Genomic DNA, 17,964 nt, shown 5'->3' with positions numbered 1-17,964 from the left:
GGGGACCGATGGCTTTCCTATCGCAATACCCTTGTCGGTACCCTTGGCGGTGTGGCGACGATCCCGAACTACACCCCCGGTGAAGGCCGATACCGGTGAAGGATCGGCAGGTCGAGGTCGTCGTAGGCAGTCACGCCGTGGCGCGGGTCGCGGGCGCGGTGATCGTGGTCGCGCACCGTAAGCCGGGCAGGCCGACCCAGGACTCGCCCGCCGTGGTCGCCCTCGAATCGCTGGCCGAACTGGTGCGCGACGCGACCGATCGGGAGCCGGGCGGCCCCGGCGCCTCGGTGGCGCGGCAGGCGACGCGCTGGCTGATGAAACAAGCCGAGCAGATCAGCCCGGGCGAGCCGATCGACTTCGGCATCCTCTCCGCCGCCGAGAACGGGGGCGTGGCGATCTTCCTGCACGGTGCGATCACCGCCGTGCTGGCCGGCGACGGCGTGCTCGAGCGGTATCGGGGCAGCGACGCGGCGTTCACGGTGGATCGGGTCGCGGCGGTCCCCGCGCTGGCGGCGGCTTTGTTCGTCGACGACGGGAAGGGTCGCGTTCCGGACCTGCCGCCCGAGCGCGGTATCGGCAGGCTGGTCGATGGCATCGCCCAAGCGGGTGGCGCGATCGTCTGGTCGGAGGGCCCCCGTGCGGGGATGCTCGGGAACGGGGGTTCGTCCCGATCCGCGGGTAGGCACAGCCGCCCCGAGACGCCGTCGCTGCCGACGGCGCGCGTCGAACACGAGCCTGCCGCCGAAACCGGACGGCGGGAGCGACCGGAGCCGCAGCCGCAGCACCTGGCCGGACGCCCACGGTATCCGACCGCGCCGTCGACCGCGATGCTCGACGCGGAGACCGAGCAGACGCCGATCGACCCGCACCACGCGCCCACCCAGGTGGGCGGCACCAATCCCGCGCCGCGGCCCGACCCGGAAGTGCAGCGCAGGCTGGAGGCGACCGCGAAGGCCACCGCGCTGACCGTCAAGGTGATGGGGTTCAAGTGCGCGCGAGCGCATCCCAGCGATCCGCGGGCAGCGTTCTGCACCGTCTGCGGAATGCCGGTCGACCAGACCCAGGCACTGATCGAAGTGGTCCGCCCGCCGCTGGGCATGCTGATCCTCGACGACGGCATGACCTACATGCTCGCCGCGGACGCGGTGATCGGCCGCGATCCGGAGCGTTCGCCCGCCGCCGAGAGTGGACTCGTGCCGCTACGCGTCGACGACGCCTCCGGTGGCATGTCCAGGGCCCACGCCGAAATTCGCTTGGTGAACTGGGATGTCACGGTGGTGGACTGTGGTTCGACCAACGGCACCCGCACCCGTCTGCCGGGCTACCGCGACTGGGTGCGCCTGGCGCCGCACCAGTCCATCGTGCTCGTGCCGGGCACCGAGATCATGCTCGGCAACCGGGTGTTGCGCTTCGAACTGGCCGCGCCGCCGCCGTTCGGCCGCTGAGCCCGCGCTACGAATAGCGCGCGGCGCAGACGCTCTCGCCGTTCAAGACTCCGGCGCGGAAGGCCTCGACGCGCGAGAAACCACTGGGCACGGTTCTGCCCTGGGCGTCACTCGCGGCCAAGCCGTCGGTGAGCAGACCCGAGACCGCCTCGTCCAGATCGCCCGTGGCGAGCTTGATGTCACCCTGACTGATCGGTCGCCCTGATTCGGCGAGCTTGCCGGTGACCACTCCGGACAGGCAGGCCGCGCGCAGTCCGGTCTTGGCGCCGACCAGGCTCTCGCCGCGGCTCTGCTGGACGGCCAGGGTATAGCGGGAGATGAACACGACATAGCCGTTGTAGTCGCCGCTCACCTTGAGCGGCAGCGGGTCGTCCTCGCCGGAATTCGACGTGCCCCGCTCGGCGAGGCCGGGAATGTCGGTGGCGATCGTGTTCTTCGCCGGGCAATACGACACCGGTTCGGTGACCACACCGTCGCGGCAGTCGATTTTCGCCCGGGAGTAGTCGTAGATCGGCTCGTCGTCGGTCGGCAGGATGGCCTGGAGCGCCTTGGTGAGTTCGATCAGAGTTTCCTTCGTGATCGGGAACTCACCGTGCCCTTGGTCGTCGCTGAAACTCTGCGGCAGATTCGCGCGGCGCTGGTCGATCTCGTCCTGGTCGATGCCCTTGCATCCCTTGGGGCCGTCGGTGAAACCGATCTGTACGGCGGTGACGCGTTCGAAGGCGGAGCCGTGCACGCTCTCCGGATCGTCGGGGTCGGAGTCGCGGATGGCGACGGTGGCCGCGAGCACCGAGTTGAGGCCATCGGAGGTATTGATCGTGAAATGCTCGGCCTTGCCTTCGGCGACGTGCCGCATGAACGCGCCCGCGAAGCAGTCCGCCTGCTGTTCCTTGACGATCACCGGGTCCTTCGGGCCGACGATCTTGGCCATGGTCTGCACCGCGTGCCCGTACTCGTGCGCCAGCACCATCACCACGGCCATCTTCCCGAAGGTCTCCTCCATGGTGGGAAGCAGCACCGACCGATCCCAGCCGATGGAATTGTCCAGGCGGCAGTAGGCGGCGTTCACCAAGCGATAGGTGGTCTCCTTGCAGAACTCGACCGCCTCGCTGCGCCCGGATTTCGCGCTCCAGGACAGCAGCTTGTCCACCGGCTTGAACTCGCCCTGGAACTCCTTGCCGAACTCGCCGCGCCAGTAGGTCTGAATGTCATCGATGGCGTTGAGCGCCAGCGCGTCCATGGTGCCGCCGTCGCCGTTCGTCGCGGTGAGCGTGCTGTCCGGAACGCCGCCGCGCGGTCCGCTCGGGCCGCTCGTGGTGGGCAGTCCGGCGACCTTGAACGGATCGTCGTAGATGGAGACGGCCCGGCCGTCGACCACCCGGACACAGCCCCCGACCAGCGCCAGAACACTCAGCAGCGCCGCAACCAGCGCGGTCGCACGGACTCTCGGCAAGGCTCCCCCTCGTCGGCCGCTACACGTTCACATCGGTCGCCGGATCGGGGCATTTGGCGCATCGGGGGCACCGCCGATGTCCGGGCGATGGAATAGTATCCGCTGCATGTCTTCACCGGGGGCGCAGACCATCACCGTGCGCCATGATGGAAACGAACGAGTTTTCGATTCGAGCCAGCAGGTCACGATGGGCCGTGCGCCGGAGGTGACGCTGTTCGTCGACAGCCCGCTCGTCTCGCGTGTGCACGCGACGCTGGCCTGGCAGGGCAGCGCCTGGGTGTTGACCGACAACAAGAGCACCAACGGGGTGTTCGTGGACGCGCGCAGGCTGACCCAGCCCGTGTCGATCGACCGCCCCACGCAGGTCCGGCTGGGTGACGCGATCAGCGGCCCGCTGTTGCACTTGCTGCCCGCGAACCCGCAACCACCGCAACGGCCCTCGGTGCGCCCGCCGCAACCGGTGCAGGCGCCGCAGCCGGGACCGCCGCCGCACGCGGTCCGGCGGCCCGCGCAGCAATTCCAGCGTCCGAACTATCCGCCACCGCAGGACGTACCGGCGCCCGCGCTGAACGTCAACATGACGACCAGGGCGGACACCTCGAACATGCCGCCGGTCCGGGCCAGGGCGAGCACGGCGGCCATCGCCCGCCCCGACCGCATTCCGGCGAGTGGTCTCGGCATCGGTCGCACCACCGACAACCAGATCGTCGTCAACGATCCGCTGGCCTCGCGCCAGCACGCTCGCCTGGTCGCCTCAGCGGAGGGCCTGACCATCGAGGACCTCGGCTCGGCGAACGGCACGTTCGTCAACGGGCACCGTCAGCAGCGGGCGGTGCTGCGCGAGCGGGACATCATCACCATCGGCAACGTCGACTTCGTCGTCCAGCAGGGCACGCTGGTGCACCGGCAGAAGCCGGTCGCCGAGCAAGGGCTGGCGGTGCACGGGGTCGGCTTCACCGTCGAGGGCAACAAGCAACTGCTCGTCGATGTGAACATGTCGGCCAGCCGCGGGACGCTCACCGCGCTGATCGGTCCCTCCGGTGCGGGTAAGTCGACGCTGTCGCGCCTGATCGCGGGCACCACCCAACCGTCGGGCGGCGTGGTCACGTTCGAGGGACGCAATCTGCATGCCGAGTACGAGGCGCTGCGTTCCCGTATCGGCATGGTGCCGCAGGACGATGTGCTGCACCGTCAGCTCACGGTGCGCCAAGCGCTCGGGTTCGCAGCCGAGTTGCGGCTGCCGCGGGACAACAGCAAGCAGGACCGGCAGAAGGTCATCGACGGTGTGCTGCAGGAGCTTTCGCTCACCGAGCACGCCGACACCAGGGTCGACCGCCTGTCCGGCGGCCAGCGCAAACGTGCCTCGGTGGCGCTGGAGCTGCTGACCGGTCCGTCGCTGCTCATCCTGGACGAACCGACCTCGGGCCTGGACCCGGCATTGGACCGCCAGGTCATGGTGATGCTGCGTGAACTGGCCGACGCGGGCCGCGTGGTGATCGTGGTGACCCATTCGGTGGCGCACCTCGACATGTGCGACCAGGTGCTGCTGCTCGCCCCGGGCGGCAAGACCGCCTATTGCGGCAACCCCGCCGGCGTCGGCGCGGCGCTCGGTACGAGCGACTGGGCGGAAATCTTCGCCAATGTCGCGGCCAACCCGGATCAGGCGTTCGCGGCCTACCGCTCCCGCCAGGCGTTCGCGCCGCCGCCCCCGCCGCCCGCGCAGCCGTACGGGCCCGCGGGTAGTCCGCCGCAGTCCAGCCGCGGCAAGCAGTTCTCCACGCTGGCGCGTCGCCAGGTCCGGCTGATCCTGGCCGACCGCGGGTATCTGACCTTCCTGATGATCCTGCCGTTCATCCTCGGCGGGCTGTCCTTGGTGGTGCCGGGGAAGAACGGTTTCCAGCGCGGCGCGCTGAAAGCGCTACCCGATGGCACATTCGTGCCAGAAGGCGGCAGTGAGACGCAGCAGCTGCTGGTGGTTCTGATCCTGGGCGCCTGCTTCATGGGTTCCACGCTCACGGTGCGTGACCTGGTCGGTGAGCGGACGATCTTCCACCGCGAACGCGCGGTCGGGCTGTTGCCCTCGGCGTACCTGATGGCGAAGATCGCCGTGTTCAGCTTGACCGCGCTGCTGCAATCGGCGGTGCTGGTCGGCATCGTGCTGGCGGGTAAGAAGCGGCCGGGTGAGGGGGCGGTGCTGGCGTCCGGCAGCGCCGAGCTGTACATCGATATCGCGCTGACCGCGATCTGCTGCGTGGTCGTCGGCTTGCTGCTCTCGTCGCTGGCGAAGTCGAACGAGCAGGTGATGCCGCTGCTGGTGGTGGCCATCATGTGCCAGTTGGTGATGGCGGGCGGCCTGATCCCGGTCACCGGTCGCGTCGTGCTCGAGCAGGTGTCCTGGCTGTTCCCGGCTCGGTGGGGATACGCGAGCGGTGCGTCGACGGTGAACATCCGCGAACTGTTCCTCAACGCGCAGCCCGACACGCTATGGCAGCACAAGCCGGAGATCTGGGCGCTGGATGTCGGCGTGCTGCTGCTGATCACCCTGCTGCTCGCGGTCGTCACCTGGCGCAGGCTGCGACTGAAGAAGTTGGCGGCGTGACACGGTTCGAACGCTCGGTGAGCGCCCCGGAACGCGAAAGCGGCACCGGACGGTACCGGAGGGCAACGACGAGCATCTCGGCCGCGAACCGGGCACACTTATGCCTGTGACGGTGCGAGTAGGGGCAGTGCATCTCGGCTGGGATGTGGTGTCCGTGGCCGCGGGTGGTGGTGGCATTCCCATCCGCCCGGTGCAAGTGGAGGGTATGTGGACGCCGCCGGCATATCTGCTGGCGGATTCGTCGGGCCGGTTGCACACCGCGGGCGTGGAACGTAGCAGGCCGGATCTCGGGATGGCGATTGCCGACGTGCGCGACATCCTCGGTCATCCGCAGATCGTGGTCGCGGGCGCCACATGGCCCGCCGAGCTGGTCTTCCGCGCGCGCATGTACAACCCGCTCGCGGAGATCGGCAAGCACTTGCGCGGCAAACCGGACTTGGTGGCGTTGCCGTTCCCGGACAGCTGGCCGGACGAGAAGGTCGAGGTGTACGCCTCGATGGTGGAACAGCTCGACGTGGTCGTCGAGCCGCTGCCGGAGAGCGTCGCGCTGTCCGGCTATGTCCGCGCGCTCGGACTCGTGCACCCGCCCGACCGGTCCAGGCCGCACGGCATCGGTGCGACGGGTGTGTACTCCGACGGTCGCAGCATGCTGGTGGTCGCGGTGCACGGCGACGACGAGCAGCCCACCGAATCGGTCGACGTTCCGGTGGACGCGGAGGCCATGCGCGACGCCCGGTCGGCGGACGACGTCGTGATCGAGGTGATGGCTGCGGCCCGCTCGATCGGCGCGGACACCTCGACGGTCCTGCTGTCGGGCAACGTGCGCTTCAATGACGCGCTGCGTCTGGCTTTCCAGAATCATCTCGGGCACCGCCTGCAGGTGGCCGACCATCCGATGCACGCGCTCGTCCTCGGTGCGGCGCACCTGCTGGTGAGCGACACGGAGGCAGGTGAGCCGGAGCCGGCGGGCAGGCACCCCGAACCCGTACCCGCTCCGCACCGCCCCGCGGAGACCCGGCCGCAGGCCGAGTACCCGCCGCAGCCCGCGTCGCCGCCGCAACCGGCGGATGCGGGACAGCGGTCGAGCAGGCCGGTGCCCGGCGTCCAGTACGGGCCGGGATATCCGACCGAGCACGACGAGGCCACGACCACGATCGGGCGCGACGAAGTGCCGCGCGGTCTCCCGCCGAACCTCGCCGAGCTGGGCAGCCGCTTCACTCGACCGCCGAGCGCGCCCGACGATCAGCAGGCGGGCGGCCGGTCCGCGGGGCCGCTGCCCGGTGGGTCGGTGCCACCCCTCGGCTCGCGGCCGCCCTATCCGGGCGCACCGGAGCAGTCGCCGCACCCCGGCAACCAGGGTTCATGGCAGGGCCAGGGTGCCGAGTCCGACGACGAGGACCGGCACCGCAAGGGCAAGTTGTGGAACAAGATGAAAGGCAATTTGTTCGGGGCCAATACCGTGGTCGGGGCGGTGGCGCTGGCCGTGGTCGCGCTGCCGTCCGGGAATCATCGGGTGGAACCGACCGCGCGGCCGGTCGTTCTCGACGCCCGATCGGTCGTTTCGCAGGAGGCGGCCGCGGCCGATCCGGTCGCGTGCGCGACCGCCCCCTACGCGATCACCAAACCGAGGCCGGGGGTCACCACCGCACGCGGGGACCAGCGGGAAGCGCAGGAAAGCGTCGCCGACTGCGGACGTCCCGACGTCGACACCTTGCGCTACTTGATCCCCGGGCCGCCCGGCGCCATGGACTTCGGCCCGCCGATCGAGACCTGACAGGATTTCTTCCCGCGATACGCCACTGGTATCGTGGCTCGTCGGCGTGTGGAACGTCCGGTCGAATCCCTGATGAATCGCCCGAACGGTCCACCGAGTCCCGGGTCTCCACCGGCCGCCGGGAACACCTCGACCACACGCTGGGCCGGCAACACCGACGACAGACAGGGAAGCACTGTGCCTACGTACAGCCCCAAGGCGGGTGACGTGACCCGTAAGTGGTACGTCATCGACGCCACTGACGTAGTGCTCGGCCGTCTCGCCGTCCAGGCAGCGAATCTGCTGCGTGGCAAGACGAAGCCGACCTACGCCCCGCACGTCGATGGTGGCGATTTCGTCATCATCATCAATGCCGACAAGGTCGCCATCAGCGGCAACAAGCGGCAGGACAAGCTGATCCACCACCACTCCGGGCACCCGGGCGGCCTCAAGTCGCGGACCGTCGGTCAGGTGTTGGAGACGCGCCCCGATCGGCTCGTGGAGAAGGCCGTCAAGGGCATGATCCCGAAGAACAAGCTCGGCAACGCGATCGCGGGCAAGCTGAAGGTCTACGCGGGCCCGACGCACCCGCACGCCGCCCAGCAGCCCATTCCGTTCGAGATCAAGCAGGTGGCCCAGTGACCGCGCCCGAGGAATTCAACGAGGACTTCGTCGAGGAATTCGACGCCGCCGAGACTGTCGAGGACGGTGCGGGCTACGAGGACTCGGAAGACTCCGAGGACGCGGCGTCCTACGCTTCTGTCGTGATCGACCGCCCGGTGCAGACCGTCGGCCGCCGCAAGGAGGCCGTCGTGCGCGTGCGCCTGCTCCCCGGCTCCGGCAACTTCGTGCTCAACGGCCGCACCATCGAGGACTACTTCCCGAACAAGGTGCACCAGCAGCTGGTCAAGTCGCCGCTGGTGACCGTCGAGCGCACCGAGTCCTTCGACGTGCACGCCCGCCTGGTCGGCGGCGGCCCGTCCGGCCAGGCAGGCGCTCTGCGGCTGGCCATCGCCCGCGCGCTGATCGAGGTCACCCCGGAGGATCGCCCCGCCCTCAAGCGGGCCGGCTTCCTGACCCGTGACCCGCGTGCCACCGAGCGCAAGAAGTACGGTCTGAAGAAGGCGCGTAAGGCGCCGCAGTACTCGAAGCGCTGATTCGGCAGCGTCGGCCCTCCGCATCCGGCACCCGCGCGGTGCCGGACGCGGTACGGTCGACGCGGCAGCTGTACGAGAGCAGGCTCCCAGCGAACAGCTGGTCGCCTGCTCTCGCGTTTTATGAACATGCGGCGTTCGCGGGGCCTAGTGGTGCACAAGCCGGTGCCTCCCGGGCCCACGCCTACGCCACAGATCACCAATGAGGGGCGAGGTATGGGACGGTTGTTCGGCACCGACGGAGTCCGCGGGCTTGCCAACGAGTCGCTGAGTCCGGAGCTGGCGCTGCGCGTCTCCGGCGCGGCCGCGCAGATCCTGAGCCGGGGCAAGAGGCGGGCGCTCGCGGTGGTCGGCCGCGATCCGCGGGCCAGCGGGGAGATGCTCGAGGCCGCCGTGACCGCGGGCCTGACCGCGGCGGGCGTGGACGTGCTCGCGGTGGGGGTGCTGCCGACGCCGGCCGTCGCCTACCTCACCGGTCTGTACGACGCGTGTCTCGGCGTGATGATCTCCGCCTCGCACAACCCGATGCCGGACAACGGGATCAAGATCTTCGCCGCGGGCGGGCACAAACTCGACGACGCGATCGAGGACCGGATCGAGGCACTGATGGCCGCGCAGACGCCGTTCCGCCCGACCGGCGCGGGCATCGGACGGGTGCGCAGCGCGGTGGGCGCGCGTGATCAAGGGCTCAGCATCCCGGATCAGTACAGCCTCGCGGGCACCCACGAACGCTACGTGGAACACCTGGTGGAGGCGACCGGCCAGGACCTGTCCGGACTGACCGTCGTGGTCGACTGCGCGCACGGCGCCGCCGCGGAAGTGGGACCCGCCGCCTACCGGGAGGCGGGGGCGACGGTGATCGCCATCAACGCCGAGCCCGACGGGCTGAACATCAACGACGGCTGCGGCTCGACCCATCTGGACCAGGTGCGGGCCGCGGTGGTGGAGCACGGCGCCGATCTCGGTCTCGCGCACGACGGCGACGCCGACCGCTGCCTGGCCGTCGACGCCTACGGCAATGTGGTCGACGGCGACGCGATCCTGGCGATCATCGCCCTGGCCATGCACGATGCGGGCGAGCTGGCCGAGAACACCCTGGTCGCCACCGTGATGAGCAACCTCGGCCTGCACATCGCCATGCGCGCGGCCGGAATCACCGTGCGTACCACCGCCGTCGGCGACCGCTACGTGCTCGAGGAGTTGCGGCGCGGCGGCTTCACCCTGGGCGGCGAGCAGTCCGGGCATGTGGTGTTCCCCCGATACGGCACCACCGGCGACGGAATCCTCACCGGCTTGCGCCTGATGGCGCGAATGGCGCGGACCCAGCGCACCTTGGCCGACCTGGCGAGCGTGCTGCAGACCGTGCCGCAGATCCTGGTGAACGTGCCGGTCAGCGACAAATCCGTGGTCGCACGCGCGCCCGAGATCCGGGAAGCGGTGCTGGAGGCGGAACGGGTGCTGGGTGACTCCGGACGAGTACTGCTGCGCCCCAGCGGCACCGAGGAACTGGTGCGCGTGATGGTGGAGGCCACCGACCCGGCGCAGGCACGCCAGCTTGCCGACGATCTGGCGAAAAGAGTTGCCGCCGTGTGATTTCCCGCGCTCTCGTCGGCGCGGTTCGCCGCGCCGACGCGGGGCCGTGGTCAGACTGTCTCGGTGAGCACGCCCGCGGTCATGTGCCAGCGGCGGGTCGCCCGGACGGTGTCCAGCATGCGGCGGTCGTGGGTCACTAGTATCAGGGTGCCGGTGAAGGATTCGACGGCCTGCTCCAGTTGCTCGATGGCGGGGAGGTCCAGGTGGTTGGTCGGCTCGTCCAGCACGAGCAGGTTCACCCCGCGGGCTTGCAGCAGGGCGAGGGCGGCGCGGGTGCGTTCGCCGGGGGAGAGGGTGTCACACGGGCGCAACACGTGCGGGCCACGCAGGCCGAATTTCGCCAGCAGTGTGCGTGCCTCCGCCTCCGGTAGATCCGGCAGTTCGGTGCCGAAAGTGTCGGCCAGCGCGGCAGTTCCGCGAAACAGCCCGCGCGCTTGGTCCACCTCGCCGATCTCGACGCCGGAGCCCAGGCTCGCGGTCCCGCTGTCCGGCCGGAGCTTTCCCAGCAACAGTGCCAGCAGGGTGGACTTCCCGGAGCCGTTCGCCCCGGTGAGCACGATGCGGTCCGCCCAGTCCACCTGGGTGGTGATCGGGCCCAACGTCCAGTCGCCGCGAATGACGGTCGCCCGGGACAGCGTCGCCACCACCGAGCCGCTGCGCGGGGCGGGGGCGATGCTCATGCGCAGATCCCACTCCTTGCGCGGTTCCTCCACCACGTCGAGTCGTTCGATGCGGCGCTGGGTCTGCCTGGCCTTGGCGGCCTGTTTCTCGGTGGATTCGGCCCGCAGCTTGCGGCCCGCCTTGTCCGAGTCCACCTTCCTGGGGTCACGCGCCTTGCGGCGTGCGTTGCGTACGCCGTGCTCGAGCCAGTTGCGCTGCATCTGCGCGCGGGCCTCCAAGCCCGCTTTGGTGTCGGCGTACTCCTCGTACGCCTCGCGCGCGTGCTGCCGGGCGATCTCGCGCTCCATCAGATACGACTCGTAGCCGCCGTCGTACAACCCGACCTGTTGCTGGGCGAGATCCAGCTCCACGATGCGATTCACGGTGCGCGCGAGGAACTCGCGGTCGTGACTGATCACCATCAGCGGGACGCGCACGCCCGCGACGAACTGCTCCAGCCGGGCCAGGCCGTTCAGGTCCAGGTCGTTGGTCGGCTCGTCCAGCAGCAGGATGTCGAAGCGGGACAGCAGGACCGAGGCCAGGCCGGCACGGGCCGCCTGGCCACCGGACAAACCGGTCATCGGCGTGTCCAGGCCGCCGGGCAGGCTGTCGGCGAGGCCGAGATCGGCGGCGATCTCATGGGCGCGCTGGTCCAGGTCGGCTCCGCCGAGGGCGAGCCAGCGTTCCAACGCGGGGGAGTACTCATCCGGGCCGCCCTCGGCGAGACGCTCGGCCGCGGCGTCCATCACCCGCTGAGCGTCGCTGACTCCGGTGCGGCGGCCGAGGAATTCGATCACGGTCTCGCCAGGGATCCGCTGCGCCTCCTGAGCCAGAAAACCGACCGTCGCGTCCGGGGGACTGAGCGTGATGCTGCCGGTCGGCGCGCACCGGTCGGCGAGCATGCGCAGCAGCGTCGACTTGCCCGCGCCGTTCACGCCGACCAGCCCGATCACGTCACCCGGCGCGAGGGTCAGATCGAGGTCGGCGAACAGCGTGCGCTCGCCGTGACCGGCCGACAGGCCGCGGGCATGCAGAGTGGTGCTCACCAGCACGAGTCTGCCGTGCTCAGGGTAGGACCCTGAGGTCGGCCCCGGCAGAAATCAGGGTCGGGATCGGCCGCCGGGCCGATGGCGGGGCCCGCGATGGCGGGCACAGTGGACGTCGTAGCGATCACCGCACGAGAGGGAAGACCAATGACCGCCCCCACCCGCCGTTTCACCCGCTCCGCCCACGACAAGTGGATCGCAGGCGTCTGCGGTGGCATCGCCGAGTACCTCGGCTGGAACGCCAACGTCGTCCGGCTGCTGTTCGTGGTGTCGTGCCTGCTGCCCGGTCCGCAGTTCATCCTCTACCTGGTGCTGTGGCTGCTGATGCCGAAGAAGTGACCCGGGGGGCTGCGTCGAGCGCGCGCGGGTGTCAGGATGGAACGATGCCGCTTGTGCGGCACGCGCCACCGAACGAGTCCTGCTGAGGAGTAGTAATGATCACCTCGAGCGAATTCCCCGGTCTGGATATACCCGGCATCGACGCGTCCTCGTCGCTCGGCGGACTGGGCGCCATCGAATTGCAGCACCCGACCCAGGACATCGATGGCGACGGCACCCTCGACACCATCACCACGACGGGTGACGAGGCGATGCAGGTCTGGACCGATTACGACCACGACGGCTTCGCCGACCACGTCACCGTGGTGGAGAAGGACGGCGACTACGCCGCATGGGAATTTTACCGCCACCCGGACGGCACCTCCGAGTGGGTTCGCACCGACCGGGGCAGGATCGGCAGCTGATCGTCGCCGTCCGAGCGGAATTCGGGGGAACCGAGTGTCGGCGTGTTGCGTCGAAGAAAGTACGGCGGGACTCGGTGCGAGCGAGATTCACACCGGCGCAATGACACTATGAGGACGGAGGGGAGCCGTGGGCGGGTCGGAAATGGTCGGTGTCCGGACGGGGGAACTCGGTGAGCTGGGCAGTGACTATCGGAGATCGGCGGACGCTGTTCGCGACCAGGCGAAGCGAGTCGCCGATCACCGGTTCGGCAGCGGTGACGAGGCGGGGCGAAACTATGCGCCGCAAGGCATCGCGGTGCAGCAAGGACTGGAACGGGTCGGCGCGTGGCTACGGAACTGGAGTGAAGCCACCACCGCGACCGCTGACGCGCTCGGGGCCGCCGTGGTGGCCTACGCCGAGACCGACCAGCAGCGCGCCTCCGAGACGAACAAAACATGAGACCGCCGAATGACACGTGCTCGCACCGGCGACACCACACATTCGAGGAGTCGGACTCATGACGGTTTCCTGGCACGGCAAGGCGATCGACGCCATTTTGGACGAGGGTAGCGCCGGGCTGCGGTATTGGATCGAGTTCATGCCGCTGTACGAGGCGGCGTTCGGCGGCAACGGCGGGCGCGGCGATCTCGGCAAGCTGCTGGCGATGTACGACGAGCAGCGCGGCATGCGGGTGGAGAAGCTGGAGCAGGCGGGCGAGGCGCTGAAAGTCGCTTTGGCCGAGGCCGATCGGCAATGGGACGCGCAGCAGGTTTACACCCGTCGACTCCCCGAGTTGTGGCAGGGGACGGCGGCCGCAGCGGCGCTCGACATGCTCGGTAAACAGTCGGTCCTCGCCGACGAGGACCGGCAACATGCCCGGGCGGCCATGACGGTGATCGCCGATATGGCGAGTTCGCTGCGCTCGGCGGTGGCCGCGAAGGCGTTCGCCACCCGGGAATTGCTGGAGGGCCCGGTGGGCGGCGGCAAAGTGGTGAAGATCGACGGCAAGACCCCGGACGACGTGAGAGTCATCGTCGACGTGCACAATGCGCGGGAATGGATCGACGCGGAGCAGGTGCGCGACCTCGGCCGTATATTCCCCGCCCTCGCCGTGCCGGAGGACAAGATCAACAAAAGCGTGCTCGGCTTCATCAATTCCGACAGCAGGAATCTGCTCACCGGCGCATACGGCGACCGGGTGCGCAGCGTCACCGACGAGTGGCTGACCAAAACCTTCAAGCCGGACTTCGATCGGAAATCGGCGTCCTATGTCGACGTCTGTGCCGAAGTCGATCGCCTGTTCAAGGACCAGTACAAGAACCTGACCGACGCATTGGCGCAGGTCGCCGAAAGGGCCTACCCCCGGCCGGAAGGCCTGGTGAATCCACAGCCGGAAACACCCGCCGATCAGGGCGAACCCCAGGGAACGAATGCTCCCGGGCCGCCCGGCACGCCCGCTGTCACGGTCCCGGCGAGCACCACACCGAGCGATGTCCCTGCGTCGGCCACACCGGCCGCGCCGAGCACCCCCAGTACGCCGGGCACTCCCGATACCCCGGCCGCGCCGAGCACTCCGAGCACGCCCGCGCCCCGGTTGCCGTCGCTGGACGGACTGGCCGCACTCAGCCAGGTGGCCCAGGAACTATCCCCAGTGGCAACTGTTCTCGGTCAGGCCGTGAACCAGGGATTGTCAGCGCTGAGCGGCCTCATCGAAAGCGGAGTAGACGACGCGATCGAAAAGCTCATGCAGAGTGTCGATCCGCAGAACGCCGAGACCGACGGTGAGAAGGATGAAGGGGGGATCGAAAAGGCCCGGGCCGAAGCAGAATTCGATCTCGGTGGAAAGCATGTGAAGTTCGAGATGGGTCCAGACGGCGAATTGGAACTCGTACTCTCCGATGCCACGGGCGCAGAGCAGAAGTTCACCGTCGAACTGAACGAGCAAGGGCTACCGGTCATCACGATGACCGAGCCGGAAGCCGAGAACGCACCACCCTCGGTGTCGGATGTTCCGGCGCCCGAGTCGCAGGAACATACGCAGGCCCCGACGCCGGAGAACCAGAAGCAAGAGGAGGCTCCAGCGTCGAAAGCCCAGGAGGAGAATGCGCCGGACCTGGATCCGGAACCGGAAACCGACGACGGTCGGCTCGGTGTGCCGAGCGGAACCCCACCGGGCACCCGGCGCGAGGAAGACAGCGAGCACTATCCGAAGCCGATGCCGGATCCGGGCGCGCGGGAATCGGACGCGCCGGTGGACAGCGGCGCGGAACTCGCCGAGGCGGGACCGCTGAGCACGGATTTCGCCGAGGCGGGCCCGCTGTGAGCCCGGCCGGGCCGAGTCCGCATAACCGATGAGCGAGGAGGCGCAGCATGGTGAACTACGCCGAGGAAGCGAGGCAACTCGCCGCTGAGAACCAGCGCCGCATGTCGCTGCTGCTCGACGAGATCCAGGCGATCAACGAGCAGACCGCGGCGACCGGCCGAGAGCTCGCCGACCGCCTGACCGCCGACATGGACGAGTTCTGGACGACGCACGCCGACGAGCTGGACAAGGCCGCCGCCGACGCGGAGGCGCAACAACGGCGGCAAGACGAGGCACGGGAGCAGCGGGCGGCCATCGCACGATCGATGACCGCGCGCCGGGCCGGTCAGCTGGTGACACCGGTCGACGAGGAGGACGAGGAAGCGAAGTTCTATCGGCGCAAGAGCTGGCTGATCTGACCGCTCCTCCGGCGGCCGGTGGGCCGGCTACTTCCGCAGCAGCGCGGCGAGCTGGCCGACCTTCAGCTTCGGCGCCGCCTCCTCCTCGTGTGGCGCTTCGGGATCGATGACCGTGGTGTGCGGGATGACCTCTTCGGGCTCCGCGAAGGCGCGGTAGGTCTTGTCGCCCGCCAGCGTGGCGAGCAGGTAACCGGCCAGCAGGGCGCGGGTGGTGCGGGCGGTTTTCGCTTCGTGCTTGCCCGCACCTACTGCGGCGAGCACGCGCCTGCCCTCGATGATGCCGTTGTGTGAGGCCTTGTCGATGGCGCGCAGGATTGCGGGCCCACTCCAGGCGGTGGCCAGCGGGATGGCGTTGGAGCTCACCGAGGTGATGTCGGACGCGCCCGCCAGGATCAGCGCCGGAATGTCCAGTGCGGGTGCGACTGCTTCGGCGGCAGGCGCCGTCGGCGCGGGGAACAGCGCCGCGAGGGTGGCGACGTCGCGCTGCCCCGCCGCGATGACGGCGGCGCCCGCGCCCATGCCGTGCCCGGCCAGGGCGAGGCGCTCCGGGTGCACGCTTATCTCGCCGTCGCCGAGCCGCACGCCGGTGCAGATGTCGAGCGTGGTGAGCAAATCGGCGGCCAGGCCCAGATGTGACGGAATCGGCCCGCGCTCGGTGTCGGGGGCGGCCGCCACGATTCCCCACGAAGCGAGGTGCTCGAGCAGGGTGCGGTAGTGGCCGGCCCCGGTCAGCCAGCCGTGCCCGAACGCGACGGCAGGTAGATTCCGCCCGGCCTCGGGCGTGAACACCACCCCCGGCTGGCCCGCGATGGCCAGATTGCCACGCAACACGCGGTGCGGGCCACGGCTGGTCAGGGTGCTCATTAGCGATTTCACAGACGCCGACACGACGTGAACGTTATCCGATAAGTAGTGTGGTGAGCCATGTGCGGAATCGTGGGGTACGTCGGGTACCGGGACGCGCTCGGCGTCGTCGTTGACGCGTTGCGCCGCATGGAATATCGCGGTTACGACTCCGCGGGTGTGGCGATCCTGGACGGCGCCGGCGCCCTCGCGGTGGAACGCAAGGCCGGTCGCATGGCGAATCTGGAGGCTCAGCTCGCCGAAACCGGCATCGATCGTTTCGTGGGAACCACGGGAATCGGGCACACCCGCTGGGCCACGCACGGCGCGCCGACCGACCGCAACGCGCATCCGCACCGGGACGACAGCGGCAAGGTCGCCGTGGTGCACAACGGCATCATCGAGAACTTCGCTCCGCTGCGGCGCGAACTGGAGGACGCCGGGGTCGAGTTGCACAGCGACACCGACACCGAGGTCGCCGTGCACCTGGTCGCCCGCGCGTACGCCGACGGCCCGACCACCGGTGACTTCGCGGCCAGCGCGCTGTCGGTGCTGCGCCGGCTGGAGGGCGCGTTCACCCTGGTCTTCACGCACGCCGACCACCCGGACATGATCGTGGCCGCGCGCCGCTCCACGCCGCTGGTTGTGGGCGTGGGCAAGGGTGAGATGTTCATCGCCTCCGATGTCACAGCGTTCATCGAGCACACTCGCGAGGCGGTCGAGCTCGGGCAGGACCAGGCCGTCGTGATCACCCTGGACAGCTACCGGGTCACCGATTTCGCGGGCGAGGACGCGCGGGCGCGCACCCGTCCGTTCACGATCGACTGGGACCTGGCCGCCGCCGAGAAGGGTGGCCACGACTACTTCATGCTCAAGGAGATCGAGGAGCAGCCCGCCGCGGTCGCGGACACCCTGATGGGGCATTTCAGCACCGATCACGACGGCGCGGGCCGGATTGTGCTGGACGAGCAGCGCCTCGCCGACCAGGAGCTGCGCGATTTCGACAAGGTGTTCGTCGTCGCGTGCGGCAGCGCCTATCACTCGGGGCTGCTGGCGAAGTACGCGATCGAGCACTGGACGCGGCTGCCGGTCGAGGTCGAGCTGGCCAGCGAGTTCCGTTACCGCGATCCGGTGCTGGACCGCTCGACGCTGGTGGTGGCGATCTCCCAGTCCGGTGAGACCGCCGACACGCTGGAGGCGGTGCGCCATGCGAAAGAGCAGAAGGCGCGCGTCCTCGCGATCTGCAATACGAATGGCGCGCAGATCCCCCGCGAGTCCGACGCGGTGCTCTACACCAGGGCCGGGCCGGAGATCGGCGTCGCCTCCACCAAGGCGTTCCTGGCCCAGGTGACCGCGAACTACCTGGTCGGGCTGGCCTTGGCGCAGGCGCGCGGCACCAAGTACCCGGACGAGGTCGCCCGGGAGTTCGCCGAGCTGGAGGCGATGCCGAAGCTGGTGGAACGCGTGCTGGAGACCGCGCCGCAGGTGCGGACCATCGCGCGGGAACTCGCCCAGGTGCCGACCGTGCTGTTCCTGGGACGTCACGTCGGCTACCCGGTGGCGTTGGAGGGCGCGCTCAAGCTCAAGGAGCTGGCCTACATGCACGCCGAGGGTTTCGCGGCGGGTGAGCTCAAGCATGGTCCGATCGCGCTGATCGAGGACGGCCTCCCGGTGATCGTGGTGATGCCGTCGCCGAAGGGGCGCGCGGTGCTGCACTCGAAGCTGCTGAGCAACATCCGGGAGATCCAGGCTCGCGGCGCGCGCACCATCGTGATCGCGGAGGAAGGTGACGACACGGTTCGTCCGTTCGCCGACGACCTCATCGAGATTCCCAGCGCGCCGACGCTGTTCCAGCCGCTGTTGTCGACGATCCCGCTGCAGATCTTCGCCGCCGAGGTGGCGCAGGCCCGCGGCTACGACGTCGACAAGCCACGTAACCTGGCCAAGTCCGTCACCGTGGAATAGCTCAGCGGC

Annotated in this window: 15 protein-coding genes; 12 read left to right on the top strand and 3 right to left on the bottom strand. The window is 69.1% G+C overall.

Features of this window, described 5'->3' with window-relative positions; translation table 11 throughout:
* Positions 1-95 precede the first annotated feature (95 nt).
* Positions 96-1,445 (top strand): FHA domain-containing protein, encoded by a 1,350-nt coding sequence (locus ACFU5M_RS03820; protein ID WP_379043218.1) that lies wholly within the window; start codon positions 96-98, stop codon positions 1,443-1,445.
* 7 nt (positions 1,446-1,452) lie between these two features.
* On the opposite strand, the gene ACFU5M_RS03815 is transcribed toward ACFU5M_RS03820, so the two are convergent.
* Positions 1,453-2,898: a metallopeptidase gene (locus ACFU5M_RS03815; protein WP_379043215.1), complete on the bottom strand. Its 1,446-nt coding sequence runs from the start codon at positions 2,896-2,898 to the stop codon at positions 1,453-1,455.
* Positions 2,899-3,004: 106 nt separating this feature from the next.
* Between ACFU5M_RS03815 and ACFU5M_RS03810 the strand changes: the two genes are divergently transcribed.
* From ACFU5M_RS03810 to glmM, 5 genes are all read left to right on the top strand, one after another.
* On the top strand, positions 3,005-5,497 hold the full coding sequence (locus ACFU5M_RS03810; protein WP_379043212.1) for an FHA domain-containing protein: 2,493 nt from the start codon (positions 3,005-3,007) through the stop codon (positions 5,495-5,497).
* Between the two features lie 100 nt (positions 5,498-5,597).
* A complete protein-coding gene (locus ACFU5M_RS03805; protein ID WP_379043209.1) occupies positions 5,598-7,271 on the top strand; it encodes a hypothetical protein in 1,674 nt (557 codons plus the stop codon).
* Between the two features lie 177 nt (positions 7,272-7,448).
* Positions 7,449-7,892 carry a 50S ribosomal protein L13 gene (rplM, locus tag ACFU5M_RS03800; RefSeq protein ID WP_040864934.1) on the top strand — a complete coding sequence of 148 codons (444 nt, stop codon included), beginning with the start codon at positions 7,449-7,451 and terminating at the stop codon, positions 7,890-7,892.
* The gene (gene rpsI / locus ACFU5M_RS03795; RefSeq protein ID WP_379043206.1) at positions 7,889-8,407 is read left to right on the top strand and encodes a 30S ribosomal protein S9; all 519 of its coding nucleotides are present in this window, start codon (positions 7,889-7,891) and stop codon (positions 8,405-8,407) included. Before rplM ends, rpsI begins: the two co-directional genes overlap by 4 nt.
* A gap of 213 nt (positions 8,408-8,620) precedes the next feature.
* Positions 8,621-9,997 (top strand): phosphoglucosamine mutase, encoded by a 1,377-nt coding sequence (gene glmM, locus ACFU5M_RS03790; RefSeq protein ID WP_379043203.1) that lies wholly within the window; start codon positions 8,621-8,623, stop codon positions 9,995-9,997.
* Between the two features lie 50 nt (positions 9,998-10,047).
* On the opposite strand, the gene ACFU5M_RS03785 is transcribed toward glmM, so the two are convergent.
* The gene (locus ACFU5M_RS03785; protein ID WP_379043200.1) at positions 10,048-11,703 is read right to left on the bottom strand and encodes an ABC-F family ATP-binding cassette domain-containing protein; all 1,656 of its coding nucleotides are present in this window, start codon (positions 11,701-11,703) and stop codon (positions 10,048-10,050) included.
* 147 nt (positions 11,704-11,850) lie between these two features.
* Here ACFU5M_RS03785 and ACFU5M_RS03780 point away from each other — a divergent pair, with 147 nt between their 5' ends.
* From ACFU5M_RS03780 to ACFU5M_RS03760, 5 genes are all read left to right on the top strand, one after another.
* Positions 11,851-12,042 (top strand): PspC domain-containing protein, encoded by a 192-nt coding sequence (locus tag ACFU5M_RS03780; RefSeq protein WP_040864950.1) that lies wholly within the window; start codon positions 11,851-11,853, stop codon positions 12,040-12,042.
* A 95-nt stretch (positions 12,043-12,137) separates the two neighbouring features.
* Positions 12,138-12,446 (top strand): DUF6802 family protein, encoded by a 309-nt coding sequence (locus ACFU5M_RS03775; protein WP_379043197.1) that lies wholly within the window; start codon positions 12,138-12,140, stop codon positions 12,444-12,446.
* A gap of 127 nt (positions 12,447-12,573) precedes the next feature.
* Entirely contained in the window at positions 12,574-12,885 is a 312-nt protein-coding gene (locus ACFU5M_RS03770) for a hypothetical protein (protein ID WP_379043194.1), read from the top strand.
* Between the two features lie 58 nt (positions 12,886-12,943).
* Complete coding sequence (locus tag ACFU5M_RS03765; RefSeq protein ID WP_379043191.1) at positions 12,944-14,749, top strand: hypothetical protein; 1,806 nt, start codon at positions 12,944-12,946, stop codon at positions 14,747-14,749.
* 47 nt (positions 14,750-14,796) lie between these two features.
* A complete protein-coding gene (locus ACFU5M_RS03760) occupies positions 14,797-15,147 on the top strand; it encodes a hypothetical protein (protein ID WP_379043188.1) in 351 nt (116 codons plus the stop codon).
* Between the two features lie 27 nt (positions 15,148-15,174).
* On the opposite strand, the gene ACFU5M_RS03755 is transcribed toward ACFU5M_RS03760, so the two are convergent.
* Positions 15,175-16,035: a hypothetical protein gene (locus ACFU5M_RS03755; RefSeq protein ID WP_379043185.1), complete on the bottom strand. Its 861-nt coding sequence runs from the start codon at positions 16,033-16,035 to the stop codon at positions 15,175-15,177.
* A gap of 36 nt (positions 16,036-16,071) precedes the next feature.
* Here ACFU5M_RS03755 and glmS point away from each other — a divergent pair, with 36 nt between their 5' ends.
* Entirely contained in the window at positions 16,072-17,955 is a 1,884-nt protein-coding gene (gene glmS, locus ACFU5M_RS03750) for a glutamine--fructose-6-phosphate transaminase (isomerizing) (RefSeq protein ID WP_379043182.1), read from the top strand.
* Positions 17,956-17,964: the final 9 nt, after the last annotated feature.

The sequence above is a fragment of the Nocardia sp. NPDC057455 genome (assembly GCF_042802775.1).
Lineage (GTDB): Bacteria > Actinomycetota > Actinomycetes > Mycobacteriales > Mycobacteriaceae > Nocardia.
This window is presented reverse-complemented; position numbering and strand designations above follow the sequence as displayed.

Bases quoted from the DNA above. Each gene is read 5' to 3' on its own strand.
- ACFU5M_RS03810 (WP_379043212.1), top strand. From the start codon at position 3,005: ATGTCTTCACCGGGGGCGCAGACCATCACCGTGCGCCATGATGGAAAC.
- ACFU5M_RS03775 (WP_379043197.1), top strand. From the start codon at position 12,138: ATGATCACCTCGAGCGAATTCCCCGGTCTGGATATACCCGGCATCGAC.
- ACFU5M_RS03805 (WP_379043209.1), top strand. From the start codon at position 5,598: ATGCCTGTGACGGTGCGAGTAGGGGCAGTGCATCTCGGCTGGGATGTG.
- glmS (WP_379043182.1), top strand. From the start codon at position 16,072: ATGTGCGGAATCGTGGGGTACGTCGGGTACCGGGACGCGCTCGGCGTC.
- ACFU5M_RS03760 (WP_379043188.1), top strand. From the start codon at position 14,797: ATGGTGAACTACGCCGAGGAAGCGAGGCAACTCGCCGCTGAGAACCAG.
- glmM (WP_379043203.1), top strand. From the start codon at position 8,621: ATGGGACGGTTGTTCGGCACCGACGGAGTCCGCGGGCTTGCCAACGAG.
- ACFU5M_RS03765 (WP_379043191.1), top strand. From the start codon at position 12,944: ATGACGGTTTCCTGGCACGGCAAGGCGATCGACGCCATTTTGGACGAG.
- ACFU5M_RS03780 (WP_040864950.1), top strand. From the start codon at position 11,851: ATGACCGCCCCCACCCGCCGTTTCACCCGCTCCGCCCACGACAAGTGG.